Here is a 15,756-nt window from a genome sequence, read left to right on the forward strand (position 1 = left end):
TATTGGATGAGTACACCGAGACCTTACTGCCCGGTTTGTCACGGGCCAATGAAACGCAACGGAAAAACAGTCAAAGGCGCCCCACGCTGGCGGTGTAAGAATCCAGACTGTGGGACATCAACAACCAGATCACACACCGACGCCAGCCACGCCACACGATTTCGCGTGTTCATGGATTGGATCATGGGCACGCGTTCGCTTGACCAGATAGCCGCCTCACACAAGCATGGCCTGCGTACATTGACACGATGGTTTAAACCTTTTTGGGCAGTCCAGATTCCTGACAACACTGATTGCGGGGACCCGTAATGTAGGTTGACTCCCATGCCACGCAGCCTTCTCATTTCCACTCGGCCGACGTTTGTGGAGCAGATCCTTACTGGCACCAAGACGGTGGAGCTGCGGAGGAAGAAGCCGCAGCTACGTCCAGGGGCCACGGTGTATATCTATGCGACCGCACCGGTGAAGGCTGTGGTGGCTCGTGCACAGTTGGCAGGGATAGTGTCGTTGCCCCCGGCGCGCCTGTGGGAAGAGGTGGGGGAGTTTTTCCACTACTTCGCGGGGTGCAGCATCGGGCATGGCCTGGTGCTTTCCAGCGTCGAAAAGCTCGCAGAGCCCGTGACGATGGCGGAGCTGCGGGAGTGCGGGATCGCGGTGCCCCAGAGTTGGCGCTACCTCCCCCACCGTCCCGGGGTGACAGGTGAGGAAAGGTGAGCACCAAGCGTCGAGAAGCGAAAATGACTAGGCCAGCGCACCGATGATGTAGTCCCAGGCGGCGGAGGTGACGAGGTCGACAGGTGAGACGCCGCCGAGGCCCGCGACCGCGATGACGACGCCGACGATGGGTGACATGGAGAAGCGGGAGCACAAATCCAAACATGGGAGCCCTACGCGGGCAAGTAGGCAAGCGCGGTGGCGGTGAAGGTTTTCACGGCCTTGGGGAGGACGGAATCATCGACGTAGAAGTCGACGGAGTGGAGGCCGACATCGGAAGGGGTGAAGAAGAGCATGAGGCTGGCGAGGCCGCCGTTGTCCTGGACGCGCTTCATCATGTAGGAGTAGTCCTCCGAGGCGGTGAAGGGGATCGCCGGGGTGGTCTGCGGGCGGATCCCGACGGTGGCGGCAGCCCGGGCGATGACCTGGGCAAGCTCGTCGTCGGAACGAAGGGAGATGGCCTCGCCGACCGTGTCGATGTCCACCTCGCACTCGTACATCGCGGCGGCCGCTTCGATGACGGTGCGGGCACGCGTGGCCATGAACTCGTTGATCTCCGTTGTCTCACCGCGCACCTCCATCTCCAGGTGGGCACGCTCGGCGACAATGTTGCGGTTGTCTCCGGCTTCTAGCTTGCCGACGGATACTCGCGTGGAGCCACCCGAATGGCGCGAAATGGCGTACAGGTTAAGGGTTGCGGCACAGGCGGCGAGCAGGGCGTTTTTGCCCTTTTCGGGGGCGCCGGAGGCGTGGGCGGCACGTCCTGAGAAGGTGACATCGAACTTGGTGGTGGCAAGGGCCCCAGAGCTCGCCGGGGCGAAATCGTATTCAGCGAAGGGGTGGGGCCAGACGTGCTGGCCAAGCATGATCTCCACATCGTCGACAAGCCCAGCGGAGACCATGGCCTGCGCACCGCGGACGCCTTCCTCGGCCGGCTGGAAGAGGATCTTGACCGTGCCCGACCAGGAATCCTTGAGCTCCGCGAGCGCGCGGGCGACGCCAAGCCCCATTGTGATGTGGGCGTCGTGACCGCAGGCGTGCATGGATCCTTCGTGCGCGGAACCGTGTTCCGTTTTCTCCGTGAGGGGGAGGCAGTCGATATCGAACCGCATGCCGACGACCGGGCCGGGACCGTTGTGCAGGACCGCGACCGCGCCCGTGAGCCCCCCGGCGATGGCGCGCACGAACGCCGGATCCGCGCCCTCCTCGATGGCGCGGGCGATGGCGTCCTCATCCTCAGCGGGCGACGGGAGCCCCATGCGGGCGCTGGGGTCCGTGGCGTCCGCGCCCGTGAGAACCTCGTAGCCGAGGTGCCGTAGCTCGGTGACAATACGTGCCGTCGTGCGATACTCCAAGAAACCGAGCTCCGGGTAACGGTGAAAATCCCGCCGCCAGGAAACAAGCTGGTCCTGGAAGGCATCGACGCACGCGACGACCTTCTCCGCAGCTTCTTGGGCGATAGTAGGCATGTCCTTCCTCCTCATTGGAATGTTTTTTTCGGTGAGGTACTTTACTTCTTGTGTGAAACTTTCGGAGGAGTGGTGGCGGATCACACACAGCGCTGTGGGTGAGCGCACACCTCCTTGCCTTTCCCGAAACGCCTGCCTACCTTTGAATATAGAACGTAACTTGAACTAGGAAGGCACCCCCCAATGCTCCGGAAATCACTCGTGCTACTCACCGCAGGAATGCTCACGCTCAGCGGGTGTTCTGCTACTCCACGCGATGTCCCTGCCGCCGGATCCCGGGCGGTCACGCTCGCGCTGTCCACCGAGAAAAACCCGTTCTTCCTGCAGGTGCGCTACGGGGCGCAGGCGAAGGCCAACGAGCTGGGAATCGACCTCACCGTCCTGGATGCGGGGGATGATGCGGAGGTGCAGGCCGCGCAACTCGACGACGTTTCTTCCGGCGTCGCGGTGGTGAACCCCGCAGACTCCGAGGCGCTCGCCCCCGCCGTGTCCCAGCTGAACGAGAAGGGCATCCCCGCCATCACCGTCGACCGCACCATCACAGGCGCCGACGTCGCCGCGCTCATCGACTCCAACAACACCGAGGGCGGCGCGGCCGCGGCGTCGGTTTTGGCCAAGGCAATCCGCGCCCAAGGCGAGGTCATCGTGCTGCGCGGCATCGAGGGAAGCTCCTCCAGCGCCGAGCGCTACGAGGGATTCACCCAGGCCATGGCTGAGCACCCACGCGTCCGCATCGTCGCCGCCGAGGCCGCCGACTTCGACCGCGACACCGCCCGCGACCTCGTCACGGACCTCCTTTCCGACCACCCCGACGTGGCGGGGATCTTCGCCGAAAACGACGAGATGGCGCTCGGGGCCGTGGACGCGCTCGGGGAACGCGCCGGAAAAGACGTGAAGGTGGTGGGCTTCGACGGCACCGAGGAGGGCGTGCGCGCCGTGAAGAACCGGAAGCTCGTAGCAACGATTGCGCAGCAGTCCTCCGAGCTCGGCGCCACCGCCATTGAGCAGGCCGGGAAGCTCCTCGACGGCGAGGCGGCGGAGAGCGTGCACACGCCGGTGATGGTGGTCACGCGGGATAATATTGAGAAGTACCGGCCGCTGTAAGAATGGTATTAGCTGATTTCAAAACGACGGATCAGGTCTGCTCCCCAGGTACGGGGGACCTTGCCCTGGCGGCGTAAGCTCCCAACCACAATTGCGGGACTGACGGAATGATCGGACGCGCAGGTTACAATCCCCTCAGCGGTATAGGGCTGAGGGATCGCGTCTACAACGGTACCGTCTAAAAGCGCGTTCGCCACCCAGTTATCCGCCTTACGTTCAGGCTGCGGACGAACAGCCGAATCCTTTTCACGGTCAACCCTCCCCGTCTCATAGTCCGCAGTAAGGATATGAGCCAGCTCGTGAAACAGAGTGAACCAGAAGACGTCCTCCCGCTTATAACGGGGTTGCCGTCGTACTCAAACGAAGCGCCGGAGACCTGAGAACCGGGAACCGCCGACGCTGTGGAGCATGCGCCGGACCGCTGGAACAAACGATGAAGGATCCTGGACAGATGCTGAGCGCAACGAAGAAGTGAGCTTTTCCAAACCATCCCTGTCCGCATCAAGCTGCTTTTTAACCAGCTTCATTCTGCACCCGCTGTAGCTGCACCACCGCCAGAACCGAGAAAAGCAATCGAATCAGAACCTGCACACAGATCACGGAATGCATCGGCGCAAGCAACTCGCCTGTGGGCAAAAACCTCGCGTACCAGCTCCTGAGGATTCCTCCAGTTATGTGTGACGATCCCAGCCCTTTGTAGCCGGGAGACGCAAGGCCCAGGAAGCACGGACCCAAGTACGTTCGGCGAGCAACGTAGCGAGCCTGGACCCGGTGACGAGGGCAAGTTTAACGGCCATCTCCGGACTGGTCGGGGCGTACCTCAGGTGCTTAGTAGACGTTCCGAGCCGCATTGCCAGTCAGGTCTCCCGTCAACGCCGCCGTTCCGACCGTCAAGGACGTGCCACTTTCCGGGGCCGGCCTTTGCCAAACGTAGAAGCTCTGCGAAAGTGGAATAGTCGGTGATTTCGTTCAGGCGACGATCGCGGTTCTTTAAAGCTTGATGCCCATATTTTCTTGTACAAGCTGTGTCATCTTCGAAGACCCTCCGTGTTCTTTCGTCCTTGTACCTACTTGGTAAACAAAAGCCGAGACCGAAATTTCCCCGTTAAGACATTTTTACGATACAACGACTTCCTTAGCCCTGCGACCGCAACCACCGAGCGTCGACAAGCAAAAAATTAAGCACAGTGATAGCTAACGTTCATCTGGTGGACACCTTGGTCTTCTATGTTGAATGAGTATTCACGCATTCAGCGGAAGGAAAGCAATGTCCAATAAAGTTGAATCGTTGCCGGAGGTCGACGTCACCACCGGCGACACGAAGAAGGACTGGCGCTGGCACCTGTGCTTCGGCGGGCTGACCGCCGTCGCCCTCGTGTGGACGATTATCTGGGGCTTCGACTACGTCGCCCCGGGCGCCAACAAGCTCCTCCTCATCACAGCCATTATCTTCGCCATCTTCATGGCCTTCAACATCGGCGGCAACGATGTCGCCAACTCCTTCGGCACCTCCGTCGGCGCCGGGACGCTGTCGCTGAAACAAGCGCTGCTCGTCGCCGCGATCTTCGAAGTGTCCGGCGCGCTGCTCGCCGGCGGCGAGGTCACCGACACCGTGCGATCCGGGATCGTCGACCTGTCCGCGATTAACGGGCTCGACCCCATGGAATTCGTGTACATCATGATGTCCGCGCTTCTCGGCGCCGCGGTCTGGCTGTTGATTGCCACGCGCATGGGCTGGCCGGTGTCCACCACCCACTCCATCGTCGGCGGTATCGTCGGCGCGGCGCTCACCGTCGGGTTCGTCACGCACAAGGGCGGCTGGTCGATGGTGCAGTGGGGGGAGATCGGCAAGATCGCGATTTCGTGGGTGCTGTCTCCGGTACTGGGCGGCGTAGTCGCGTACTTCCTGTTCAAATGGGTCAAAGAATCCATCCTGGTATACAACGAACACGCCGACCAGCAGCTGCGCGAAATCAAAACCCGGCGCGCCGAACTGCGGCGCGACCACAAGCAGCGCTTCGAACGGCTCGACGAACTCCAGCAGATCAACTACACCAACGCCATGGCGCGCGACGCGGCGCTTGTGGCCGAGGAAAACTACGACCCCGAACTGCTGGAATCCGACTACTACCGCGAACTGTACAAAATCAACGAAAAACGCGACAACGTTGAGGCGCACAAAGCGCTGGAAAACTGGGTGCCGCTGCTGGCCGCGTTCGGCGCCATCATTATCGCCGCGATGATGCTGTTCAAGGGCCTGAAGAACACGCCTTTGGACTTCTCCACGCTGCAGAAATTCCTCATCATGGGCATGGTCGGCGCCATCGTGTGGATGGCGGTGTACATCTTCGCGCGGTCGTTGAAGAAGAAGTCGTTGTCGAATGCCACGTTCCTGCTGTTTAGCTGGATGCAGGTGTTCACGGCTTCGGCGTTCGCCTTCTCCCACGGCTCCAACGACATCGCCAACGCCATCGGGCCGTTCGTCGCGGTTTTGGACGTGCTGAAGACCGGCGAGATCAACGACGAGGCCGAGGTGCCGATCGCCGTCATGATGGCGATGGGCGTGGGCCTTATCGCCGGCCTGTGGTTCATCGGCCGCTACGTGATCAAGACCGTCGGCTCCGGGCTGACGAAGATGCACCCGTCCTCCGGGTTCGCCGCCGAGCTGTCCGCGGCGGGCGTGGTCATGGGCTCCTCTCTGTTGGGCCTGCCGGTTTCCTCGACGCACATCTTGATCGGCGCCGTGCTGGGCGTGGGCATGGTGAACAAGGCCGCCAACTGGAACCTGATGAAGCCGATCGCGACGGCGTGGGTTATCACGCTGCCGATCTCCGCGGTTATCGGCGCGGTGACGGTTTCGATCCTGCGCGTGCTGTTCTAGATTATTTTTTAGCCGGGGCTCCGCATTGTTTTGCGGGGCCCTTTTTTGCCTTAGAACGGGTGTTCCGCTACGTCACTTTGGGCGTGGAAAGCACCACTTACCTTTGTTTCTAGAAGGCCCATTCCGGGCCGATAGATGAAAGGTAATTACATATGTTTATCCCCGTAGTTCTTGACTATGCCATTCTCTCCAAGACGAACGAGGCGGTGGTTACGCTGTCGGCCCGCGGTGAGTGCCGGGCTGAGGTTTGTCGGCTTGTCGACGTCGGAAAGCTAGCGACCTCCTGGTTCCTAGACGTGGCGCTTCGCAATACGGACCACACGGTGGGGTTATATACCTCGGTTAGAAGCATTGGGGCGCTGGTGCGAGAGCACCCCGAGCTGTTTAGAAACGTCCGCAGGTTTAGCACCGTGGCGCCGGTTTTAGCAGAAGATTTCGCGCTGGCGCGTGACAAGAAGAACTCCATAGTGGAAGAGCGCATCCGCTCCTTGGTGAACCTCCCCATCGAGGAGGGCATGGTGGTGGCGACCGACGCGTCGCTCGGCACCGGACACCGGGCAGGAATTGCCGCGGTTGCCACGCGCGGCCGCGTACAGGCACGCGCTGTGACGGTGGAAAGCGTCGCCGACGCGGAGTTCTGGGCCGTGGAAATGGCGCTTACCACCTGGGCCGGAAAGACCCCGGTGCTGCACATCCTCACCGACTCCCAGATCGTGTACAAGGCGCTCAACGGCGCGGAGAAGCCCACCGGGTGCGCAACCTCCCTACGGAAGTGCTTCAAGCGGATGGACCGCGCCGAGGTGTACGTGCACTGGGTGCGCGGCCACCGAGGCAACGTGCTCAACGAGCTGGCCAACGACGTGGCGATGTACACGCGCAGGAACGCCTGCTGGGGGCTCGTCGACACGCAAAAAGAGATGCTGGAGCGGTCGAAGGTGGAACTGAAAGCCATGCTTGTCGACCGAAAGCTGAGCGACTTCATCCCCGCAGCGCGCGGCGAGGACGCGTGGACGGCAACGGGGTACGCGGCGTAATTTGCTTGCTCCATTTTGACCCCTTTTTTCGTCTTAAAATGGGGCTTGACGCTTGCTTGCTTCTCCCGCCTAAAGAAAGGCCCACCATGGCATCCTCCAAACAATCACCTGTCATCTACGCCCTCATCGGGGCTATCGTGGTGCTTGTCGGTGTCGTTTTGTTACTGGCGTACTTTTCGCTACGGGCGCCGGATGAGACGACCGCAATTACCAGTACGCGGACAAGCGAAAGCACGAGTGCCAGCGCGAGTCCGACAGAAGACAGGTGCGGAGTGCTCGCGCAGAATGCCGTAAGCGGGATGACGAAACCGCAACAACAATACTGCGACGGCGAATGGCTGTGGGCCGGGCAGGAACAATCAGACCACCTCAACCTCTACCACTGGACCGACCGATGGGAATACTTCAAACCCGACGGAACAGACAACTACGCCGGCTACGACTGCTACGACGAGGATCGGCTTGAGGCTGCGGGTGCGCCGACGGCGCTGGTGAGCAAGCTGAACATCTGCACCAGCGATGCGCCAGCGACATCGCAGGCGAAGGCTGCGGAGGACGAATTCGCGTGGGCGGGACCGCCACTACAGTGCGACGGGCGATACATCCTCATCGTGGAATCCGTGCTCGTCGCGCCAGGCGACAACCCCTACGACCCGACGTGGGAGGCGCTGAAAAAATGGCCGGGGGCGCACGTGTCGTACGCCGTGTGCTCGTCGCTACGCGGAACATACGACGGCAAAGATGTGTACGCCGTGTACTACGACGCGGGGCACAGTGTGTCCGAGGTGTGCGCGCTGAAGGCGAAGTACGGCGGCAACGCGCGGTCTCTGAACAACGCGGGAGACTTCTCAGACCCCTGCTAAACAGGGCTTTTGTAAATCGAGCAGCCTCGGGAACCCACTTTCTAGCGTTAGTAACAGGCGCAGAAAGGCTATTTCATCATGTTTATTCCTGTCGCTATCGATTACGAGAAGGCACACCGCGCGGACAAGGGCGTTGTGACACTATCGGGAGGTGGGGCAACGAGCGTTCAGGTCTGCTCCGCTAACTCGGTAAAAGACGTGGCCGCTGAAATGTTTATTCAGTTCGTCATCGACCACACCGCGGATACGTTAGGGCTGTACACGTCCGCATCCGCAATCAAGCAGCTGATCGCCGGGAACCCCTCGTTGTTTGCCAACGTACACATGTATAGCGTGGTCCAGACTTCGGTAAAAAACGACTACGAGGCGGCGCGGGCACTCAGGAAAAGAACCGTCGAAAAGCTACAACCCACCGAGGAGAGGCCTCGCCAGAGAAGAGACATCGTGGTAGCAACCGATGCCTCCCTGGCGCGAGGCGGCACACGGGCGGCAATCGCCATGATCTCGACGTACGGGAAGGTGCAGACACGTATTCGGAGAGTAGCGGGGATCAACGAAACAGAGCTCCACGCCGTACAGCTCGCCGTCGCAGAATACGGAAAGCGCGCCGTCAACCTGCATATCCTCACCGACTCGCGATACGCGTTCACAACGTTCGAATGCCCTCCCACCACCGCGAAGGTTCACCTGCACTGGGTTCGCGGGCACAACGGCAACGTCCTCAATGGGCTAGCCGACCGGGCGGCTCGCTTTACGCGTCGAAACGACGCGTGGAAACTGCCTGAGATGCAAGAACAGATGGAAGACAGACTGCGGGACGAGATTCGCGAGATCATGAAAGGAAAAACGCCCGCAGAGTTTATTCCTACCGCGGGCGAAGATACATGCGCTGCCTAACTACTCGAGACCGAGAGCCTCAGCGATAGTGAAGTGGAGATCCGTCTGGTCGGTGAGGCCGGCGACGTTGGCGGCACCCGGACCGAAGGCGGCGATGCGGAGCTGGGCGCCCGTGTGGCCCTGGGACTCAACATCGACGTTCTCGCTGGTAGCGTAACCAACCGTCATGGTCGCGCCGTCCTTCGTGGTGAGGTTGCGGGACAGACCCGGGTAGACGATGTCGCGGGCCTCCTCGACGGAAATCTCGTTCTTCTTGGCGAGCTTGTCGATATCCTCCTGGCTCACATTGCCGATCACCTGGGAGGTGTGGGAGTGATCCGCGGTGACGATGACGAGGGTGTTGCCGTCGGCCTTGGCGAAGTCGAGGGCCTTCTGGACGGCCTCGTCAAGATCGACGGTCTCGCCGATCTGACCGCACGGGTTCGCGTTGTGGTCCTGCTTATCAATCGAGGCGCCCTCGACCTGGAGGAAGAAACCTTCTTCGCCGTCCTTGAGAACGTCGATGGCCTTCTCGGTCATGGCGGCGAGAGTCGGGACGTCCGCGGTGCGCTTCGGGTTATCGGTGCAGGTAGCGGACTCCTGAAGGTAACCGTACTTCTCGGCCTTCGGGCCCTCCCAACGGACCGGCATGTTGCCCTCGGAGAAGAGGCCGAGAACCGGCTTGTCCTGGTTGGCCTCGGTGATCTTGTCGAGCTCGGCGGCGGTCGTGGGGAGCTGGTAGCTTTGTTCCTTTGCGAGGTCGAGGACGGTCTTGCCCTCCGGGGTCTTCTGGTTGAAGGCCTTCGCGCCACCGCCCAGGGTGATGTCCGCGCGGGTATCGACAATCTGCTCGGAGATGGAGCCCTTGCCGCCCTTGGCCTTCAGGTCATCGCCGCACTTCTCGGCATCCTCCGGGCCGTAGCACTTGCGGGCCTTCACGTGCGCCATCTGGACGGCGGGGGTGGCGTCCTCGATCTCGGCGGTAGAAACGTTGCCCGTCTTCATGCCCTTCTTCTTCGCCATTTCCAGGAGCGTCTCGTGCGCCTCGCCGTGGATATCGACGGCGATCGCGCCGTTGTACGTCTTCGTGCCCGTGGCCCAGGCGGTGCCGGAAGCGGCGGAGTCGGTGACGTAGTTCGGCTTGCCGTCCTTATCCAGGGAGTAGTGCGTGTACTGGCCGGTCACCGGGAGGGCGTCGATGCCCTTGAAGAAACCGCCGGCGCCCTCGGCGTAGTTGCGGGCGACGGTGATCTCGGAATCACCCATGCCGTCACCGATAAGGAGGATGACGTTCTTCGCGCCGGACTGGGAAATCGCGTCCCGCATGAACTGCGTCTGGTCGCCGGTGAGGCGGCGGGCGCCACCGTAGGTGGCGAGGTCCCCTTCTGCGGCGCGGTTCGCGATGTCCGAGTCGAGGTCCACGGACTTGGCGGTGTTGGAAGCGGACACGCTCGAGGTGGCGTTATCACTGCTGCTGGTGCTGTTCGTGGTGCTATCGGGGCTCGTGCAGCCGACGGCGAGGACGGCAGCGGCGCCGAGGCCCAGACCGAGCTTGAACATGCGATTCATGGGTTGCTCCTTAGTACTAAGCAGATTTCTCTTACTTAGCGCAGGCTATGCTCCCAGAGTTTCTTAAACGTTTCAGATACGTGAATTACAGATGAAAGATTGGTTACCTTTTGTGGGGGCGAGAAGTTGCTAGTTTTGTTTGCGCGGCTACGGGGGCGGTGGGATCGGTGTAGCGGCATTTTAACGGGCACGCGTGGTTAGAAGAAAGGGCACACGCCATGAACCGCAGCACTCACCCTCGATCTCGTCACGCCGGTCGCCAACGCCACATCCGCCGAGATCAACGGCGATATGTGTACGATCATGACGAGTGAAAGGGCACAATACTCGGCCCAGGGCTCAGGCGGCGCGGATATTGACGGACATTCCTGCGGCCCTCGACAACTTCGAGAAGACGATTTATAAGGCCAAGCAGAATCTCCCGGGCGGTATACGGGTATGCCCAGTTGACATCCAAGCAATACGCGTACCCGCTTAGCCAGGCCGCTGGAAAAGCATAATCCCTTTAGGGAAGGGGCTCAACGACGCCGAAATGGGTCTCACCGTAGCGGGCGTTGTCATCGTCGCACTCCCCCAGATCAAGCCGCTGCTGCCATAGCTGGCGGTTAGCTAACGACTTGGCCGTGCGCAATTTAGAATCTGCTCTTGAATCCGTACATGCGACTTCCACATTTCACGTCTCGGTGGCCTATGTCCGACCCTCATTTGTTCCCCACTAGCCTCAAACTAATGGGGAATAAACACGTTTAACGGGGCTGGTCAGGTTCACCTGGACTGGTTCGCCACGCTCGGTAAAGGGCATACGCGCCGCCAGCAAAGGCAGCGATCACACCAAGAGCAACGGTCCAATTAAACATCTGCAATGCTAAGGCGGTCACAACGAGAGCCAGACCAAGGAACAAGGCCAATACTCCTAAACTTACAGCCAGCATTCTGCGAAATTCACTCACTAGGTCGCTCCTTACTCCGTGCATTCTTGGGCAGTTTTTGCAACCGTCGCAGGAACACCAGTCGCAATACTAGTAGCAACGAGCGGGCCAACCGGACCATCAAGCGGGGACGAAATTAGAGCTGCTGCACCACCTGCGACTTCGGCGACCGTGGCGAGAGCACCTAGAGCACACCCTCCGGCACTACGAGTCTCCAGCGCTGCAATTCGAACAGCTTCCGCTTTCACAGGCTTTTCGAACGTTGCCTCTACAAAATTGGTGCCAACCGTGTAGGTAACGGGCACAAAATGTCCGTCTTTCAGAGGTACAGCAGGCAAAAAGGACTGCAGCACGTTTCCTGCATCGTCAATTACCTCGATGCCTCCGCTCTGGGTCTCTCGCGGAGTCGCTCCTTCAAAGTCAGCACGAAATCCCTGCTCCGTATAATTAGAAATTTCGGTAACAGCGACACCTTGATTCTCTAGCGAGACTGCTTCGTCACGATCCAAGATCCAGAGGTTATTGGTGGAATCTGCATCAGAAACGTACTGCTGCGGCACCGGAGCGGGAGACGCGGATGCCGGAACGATGGGTGCAACAATACAGGTGGCGAGGAGGAAACCTGCACAGAACTTTTTTCTCACAGAAAATACCTTTCCGTTTTAGGGGTTTAGGAGATGCAGAGGCTTTAAGGCACCTCCGCTTGCAGCGCCCGACCGTAACATACCCTCGCCCACCAAGCAATTCACCTGTCCTTTTTCTGTTAGTTTCTAAAAGCTATATGTGCGTAACTAGCGGGTGGCTTTTTCCAGCAGGTAGATGATGTGTTGGTAGTCCTTTCCGGAGTGTTGGTTGAGGCCCATCTCGCAGGTGCGGTTGGCGGAGGCGTAGGCGTCGGCAGGGCCGTGTTCGGATTCGAAGGAGGCGATGCCGGCGCGCTCGTCAAGGGTGGCGGCCTCGGTTAGTTCGGGGTGGAGGAGGCCGCGGTCGCCGGCGGTGCCACAGCAGTGGGCGCCGAGGGGGACCTCCACGTGGGAGGCGATGGATTGGGCGACGTCGGCAAACTCCTCAACAATGCCAAGGTGCTGCATGGAGCAGGTCGGGTGGATGACGAGGTTGTCGAGTTTGTGGGAGACCGTGAGGTGCGGCAGGAGGGAGTGGGCCCACTCGACGGCGTCTAGGATTTTGACGCCCGGGATGTTTTCGACGATGCCGTGCGTGCAGGAGGCGGCGTCGCAAACGACGGGGATGCGGCCGCCATCGGTCCACTCGAGGATCGCTTCGCGCAGCTTGGTGGCCATGTACTCCTGCGCGGCCTTGAAGCCCTTCGAGCTAAACGGGGTGCCGCAGCAGAGGCCGTCGACCTCGGGGATCCAGAGGGGCTGGCCCGCGCGGTTCGAGATGTTCACGAGCGTATGGGCGATGGAACCGTGGTCGTCGCCAAACATGCGGTTGATGCAGGCCGGGAAGTACACCGCTTTCGCAGTCTCGCGGGCGGTATGCGGCGGGTCCCAGGTGGCGGCGGGCGGGAGGCCCTCGCGGGCGGTGTACATGAGATCCGGGTCGATGACCTGGCGGACGGCGTCCGTGAGGAGGCCCAGGGTGCGGGTCCCCAGGCCGTCGCCAAGCACCTTGGTGACAGCGTCGGTGGCGGTGAGGCCGGCGCGACCGGCGACCTCGACCTTGTCCCAGTGCTGGGCGAGCGTGAGCGCGACTTTTTCCGTGGCGCGGGTCTGCTCCATCTGGCGGAAGAGTTTCACCATCTTGCCCGTATCGATGGAGATCGGGCAGGCGACGTAGCAGGACGAATCGACGGCGCACGTGTCGATGCCGTCGTAGGCGTTTTGCTCGAGGAGGTTAGTGAGCAGCGGCGAATCCTCCGGCTGGCGCGCCATCTCGCGGCGGATGACGATGCGCTGGCGCGGCGTGGTGGTGAGGTGGCGCGACGGGCACACCGACTCGCAGAAACCGCACTCCACGCAGGGGTTTGCCACGTCCTCGATCTTCGGGTGCGACTTGAAGTTTTTAATGTGGAGCTTCTGGTCGCGGGTGAGCTTGATGTCCGGGGCGAGGATGCCGTGCGGATCCATAAGCTCCTTGATCTCCCACATGATGGCGAAGGCCTTTTCACCCCATTCGCGCTGGACGAAAGGGGCCATGTTGACGCCGGTGCCGTGCTCGGCTTTGAGCGAACCCTCGTACTTGTCGAGGGTCATCTCGGCGAACTCCTGGAGGAAGGCGTCGTAGCGGTCGACCTCCTCGGGGATTTCGAAGTTGGGTGTCATGCAGAAGTGCAGGTTGCCGAATGTGGCGTGGCCCATGACGAGGAGGGGGTAGTTGTACTTGTCGAGAAGGTCGAGAAGGTCCTTCGTGGCCTCGCCGATGCGCTCCGGCGGGTAGCAGACATCCTCGGTGATAAGGGAACAGCCCTGGTCGCGCTTCGCTCCGGCAAGCGGGACGAGGCCGGCGCGGATCTCCCACGCGTTTTTGATATCGGTGGGCTCGCGCATGAAGTCCAGGGGCTGGAGGAGGTCGGCATCCTGGAGGGCATCGCGGGCGGCTTGCATCTTGGCTTGGAGTGATTCTTCGTCGTCGGCGGCGACCTCGACAAGGAGAGCGGCCATCTCCTCGGGAAGGTTGAGCCAGTCCTCGTGGGCGCCCGGGAAGCTGCCGACAGCCTCGCGCATGGCGGGGCTGGCCAACAGCTCGACGGATTCGGCGCCGGCCTTGACGAGGCGGTCGACGTAGTTGGCGGCGAGGTCCATCTTGGGCATCATCACCCAGGTGACGGCAGCCATCTTGGGATGGGCGACGGTTGCAATCTCGGCCTCGGCGATGAAGCCGAGGATGCCCTCGGCGCCGATCATGAGGTGCATGAGGATATCGACAGGGGTGTCGAAATCGAGGAACGCGTCGAGGCGGAGGCCGTTGGTGTTGCGGATGGTGAACTTGCGGCGGATCTTGGCTTTTAGTTCTGCGTCGTTTTCGATTGTGGATTTCAGCGCAAGCAGGCCGTTGTAGATCTCCGGCTCCTGGTCACGGAGGCGCTCATTCGCATTCGGGTCACGGGTATCGACGACCGTGCCTGACGGGAGGATGATGCGCATCTGGCGGATGGAATGGTAAGAATCCATGTCCACGCGGCACCGCATGCCGCCCGAGTTATTGGAAAGGATGCCGCCGATCGTGGCGATGGAGGAGCTTGCCGGGTCCGGGCCGATCTTGCGACCCTTGCGGTTTAAGACGGCAAGGACGTTGATGAGGGTTTCGCCGGGTTTAACGGTGATGGTGTCGGGGTTGACCACCAGACCCCGGAAGTTAGAGCGAACATCAACCAGGATGTCGTCGGAAAGCGACTGACCGTTGAGGGAACTACCGCCAGCTCTGAAGGTGAGATGGTGGCCCTCCTCGCGGCAGAAACGGTGGAGTTTGATGACGTCCGATTCCGTGCGGGGCGAGACCACGACCTGCGGAAAGAGGCGGTAGTGGGAGGCATCCGAGGCGTAGCGGACGAGATCGATCGTGCGGGCGCGGACCTGATCCTTGCCGACGAGGGCTTCGAGCTTTTCGCGGAGGGCGGTGGGGGTGCCGTCGGCGAACTCCAGCGGGTAAGGGTCCGGGGAGGGGTGGGTCTTGCCCGCGGGCTGGCCGAGGCGGGTGGGGTCTTTGCCAAGGAGTTTCGTCATACGTCTAAGCGTAGCGCGGATGCCGAATCGGAGTGGTGAGTCGAATGCGCAGGCCACGGCGGGAAATTAGGGTCGCCTGCGTGGTGATTTTCACACCCGCAGCGGACGCCTTGTGAACGGCGATATTCCTTTGCAGCTGCTCTTTCCACCAGGAAGATGGGAATCTTCCCGTGTGCTGCAAACGACTGCAACAAAACTTTCCGCAGCTCACGCCGCAAAACCTGGCCGAGGGCAGCTGAAAACGAGGTACTACTGCAACAAAACTATGTCGGCAACGGCCGGCTGGAGTGACAGACCGCGTGAAGAGGCTGCCCTTCTGCCGGGCACTCTTTGTTTACAAGGAGTACTCAACGATGCCGGGATTGCAGGGTGTTGGCGGCGACCAGGACGACGGCGAAGATGGCGGCGAAGAGGCCGACGAGGATCCAGCCGTTGTTGATGCCGGCGGAGAGCACTGAGCCGGAGTAGGAGACGAAGATGGAGTCGAAAAGGGCCGTGGCAAAGAAAGTGGTTGCGGGGTGGGAAAAGGCCACGTAGAGGATGGTGAAGGCCACGAGGGCGGCGGTGATGGCGAAGGCGATGGCCAGGCTGGGGAGGATAAACCACGTGCGTTTCATGATTGCCTTTCGAT

At 61.1% G+C, this 15,756-nt stretch carries 14 protein-coding genes; 6 read left to right on the forward strand and 8 right to left on the reverse strand.

Annotation, left to right across the window (positions count from 1 at the left end; translation table 11 throughout):
• Nucleotides 1-324 precede the first annotated feature (324 nt).
• Nucleotides 325-714, forward strand: coding sequence for an ASCH domain-containing protein (locus HMPREF3044_RS08280; RefSeq protein WP_070740774.1), 390 nt, complete (start codon nt 325-327; stop codon nt 712-714).
• A 27-nt stretch (nt 715-741) separates the two neighbouring features.
• Here HMPREF3044_RS08280 and HMPREF3044_RS13545 read toward each other — a convergent pair whose 3' ends face one another.
• Both HMPREF3044_RS13545 and HMPREF3044_RS08285 read right to left on the reverse strand, forming a co-directional pair.
• A complete protein-coding gene (locus HMPREF3044_RS13545; RefSeq protein ID WP_256381084.1) occupies nt 742-876 on the reverse strand; it encodes a hypothetical protein in 135 nt (44 codons plus the stop codon).
• 11 nt (nt 877-887) lie between these two features.
• The gene (locus tag HMPREF3044_RS08285) at nt 888-2,183 is read right to left on the reverse strand and encodes an amidohydrolase (protein WP_246820971.1); all 1,296 of its coding nucleotides are present in this window, start codon (nt 2,181-2,183) and stop codon (nt 888-890) included.
• Between the two features lie 183 nt (nt 2,184-2,366).
• Between HMPREF3044_RS08285 and HMPREF3044_RS08290 the strand changes: the two genes are divergently transcribed.
• The 5 genes from HMPREF3044_RS08290 (at nt 2,367) to HMPREF3044_RS08310 (ending at nt 8,962) form a co-directional block, all read left to right on the forward strand.
• On the forward strand, nt 2,367-3,287 hold the full coding sequence (locus HMPREF3044_RS08290) for a substrate-binding domain-containing protein (protein WP_070740780.1): 921 nt from the start codon (nt 2,367-2,369) through the stop codon (nt 3,285-3,287).
• Nucleotides 3,288-4,554: 1,267 nt separating this feature from the next.
• The gene (locus tag HMPREF3044_RS08295) at nt 4,555-6,168 is read left to right on the forward strand and encodes an inorganic phosphate transporter (protein ID WP_070740783.1); all 1,614 of its coding nucleotides are present in this window, start codon (nt 4,555-4,557) and stop codon (nt 6,166-6,168) included.
• Between the two features lie 152 nt (nt 6,169-6,320).
• Nucleotides 6,321-7,202, forward strand: coding sequence for an RNase H family protein (locus HMPREF3044_RS08300; protein WP_070740786.1), 882 nt, complete (start codon nt 6,321-6,323; stop codon nt 7,200-7,202).
• A gap of 86 nt (nt 7,203-7,288) precedes the next feature.
• Nucleotides 7,289-8,065: a hypothetical protein gene (locus tag HMPREF3044_RS08305; RefSeq protein ID WP_231286129.1), complete on the forward strand. Its 777-nt coding sequence runs from the start codon at nt 7,289-7,291 to the stop codon at nt 8,063-8,065.
• Nucleotides 8,066-8,143: 78 nt separating this feature from the next.
• A complete protein-coding gene (locus HMPREF3044_RS08310) occupies nt 8,144-8,962 on the forward strand; it encodes an RNase H family protein (protein WP_070740789.1) in 819 nt (272 codons plus the stop codon).
• Here the strand turns inward: HMPREF3044_RS08310 and phoA are convergent, their stop codons facing one another.
• From phoA to HMPREF3044_RS08335, 6 genes are all read right to left on the reverse strand, one after another.
• The gene (phoA, locus tag HMPREF3044_RS08315; RefSeq protein ID WP_070740791.1) at nt 8,963-10,510 is read right to left on the reverse strand and encodes an alkaline phosphatase; all 1,548 of its coding nucleotides are present in this window, start codon (nt 10,508-10,510) and stop codon (nt 8,963-8,965) included. It lies immediately after the preceding gene.
• 505 nt (nt 10,511-11,015) lie between these two features.
• Complete coding sequence (locus tag HMPREF3044_RS13550) at nt 11,016-11,141, reverse strand: hypothetical protein (protein WP_005391470.1); 126 nt, start codon at nt 11,139-11,141, stop codon at nt 11,016-11,018.
• Nucleotides 11,142-11,256: 115 nt separating this feature from the next.
• On the reverse strand, nt 11,257-11,460 hold the full coding sequence (locus HMPREF3044_RS08320) for a hypothetical protein (protein WP_070740794.1): 204 nt from the start codon (nt 11,458-11,460) through the stop codon (nt 11,257-11,259).
• 11 nt (nt 11,461-11,471) lie between these two features.
• On the reverse strand, nt 11,472-12,083 hold the full coding sequence (locus HMPREF3044_RS08325; protein ID WP_232621930.1) for a hypothetical protein: 612 nt from the start codon (nt 12,081-12,083) through the stop codon (nt 11,472-11,474).
• A 147-nt stretch (nt 12,084-12,230) separates the two neighbouring features.
• Nucleotides 12,231-15,125, reverse strand: a complete 2,895-nt coding sequence (locus tag HMPREF3044_RS08330; RefSeq protein WP_070740795.1) for an FAD-binding and (Fe-S)-binding domain-containing protein — start codon at nt 15,123-15,125, stop codon at nt 12,231-12,233.
• A 347-nt stretch (nt 15,126-15,472) separates the two neighbouring features.
• Nucleotides 15,473-15,742: a hypothetical protein gene (locus HMPREF3044_RS08335; RefSeq protein ID WP_070740798.1), complete on the reverse strand. Its 270-nt coding sequence runs from the start codon at nt 15,740-15,742 to the stop codon at nt 15,473-15,475.
• Nucleotides 15,743-15,756: the final 14 nt, after the last annotated feature.

Source organism: Corynebacterium sp. HMSC073D01 (genome assembly GCF_001815555.1).
Lineage (GTDB): Bacteria > Actinomycetota > Actinomycetes > Mycobacteriales > Mycobacteriaceae > Corynebacterium > Corynebacterium glucuronolyticum.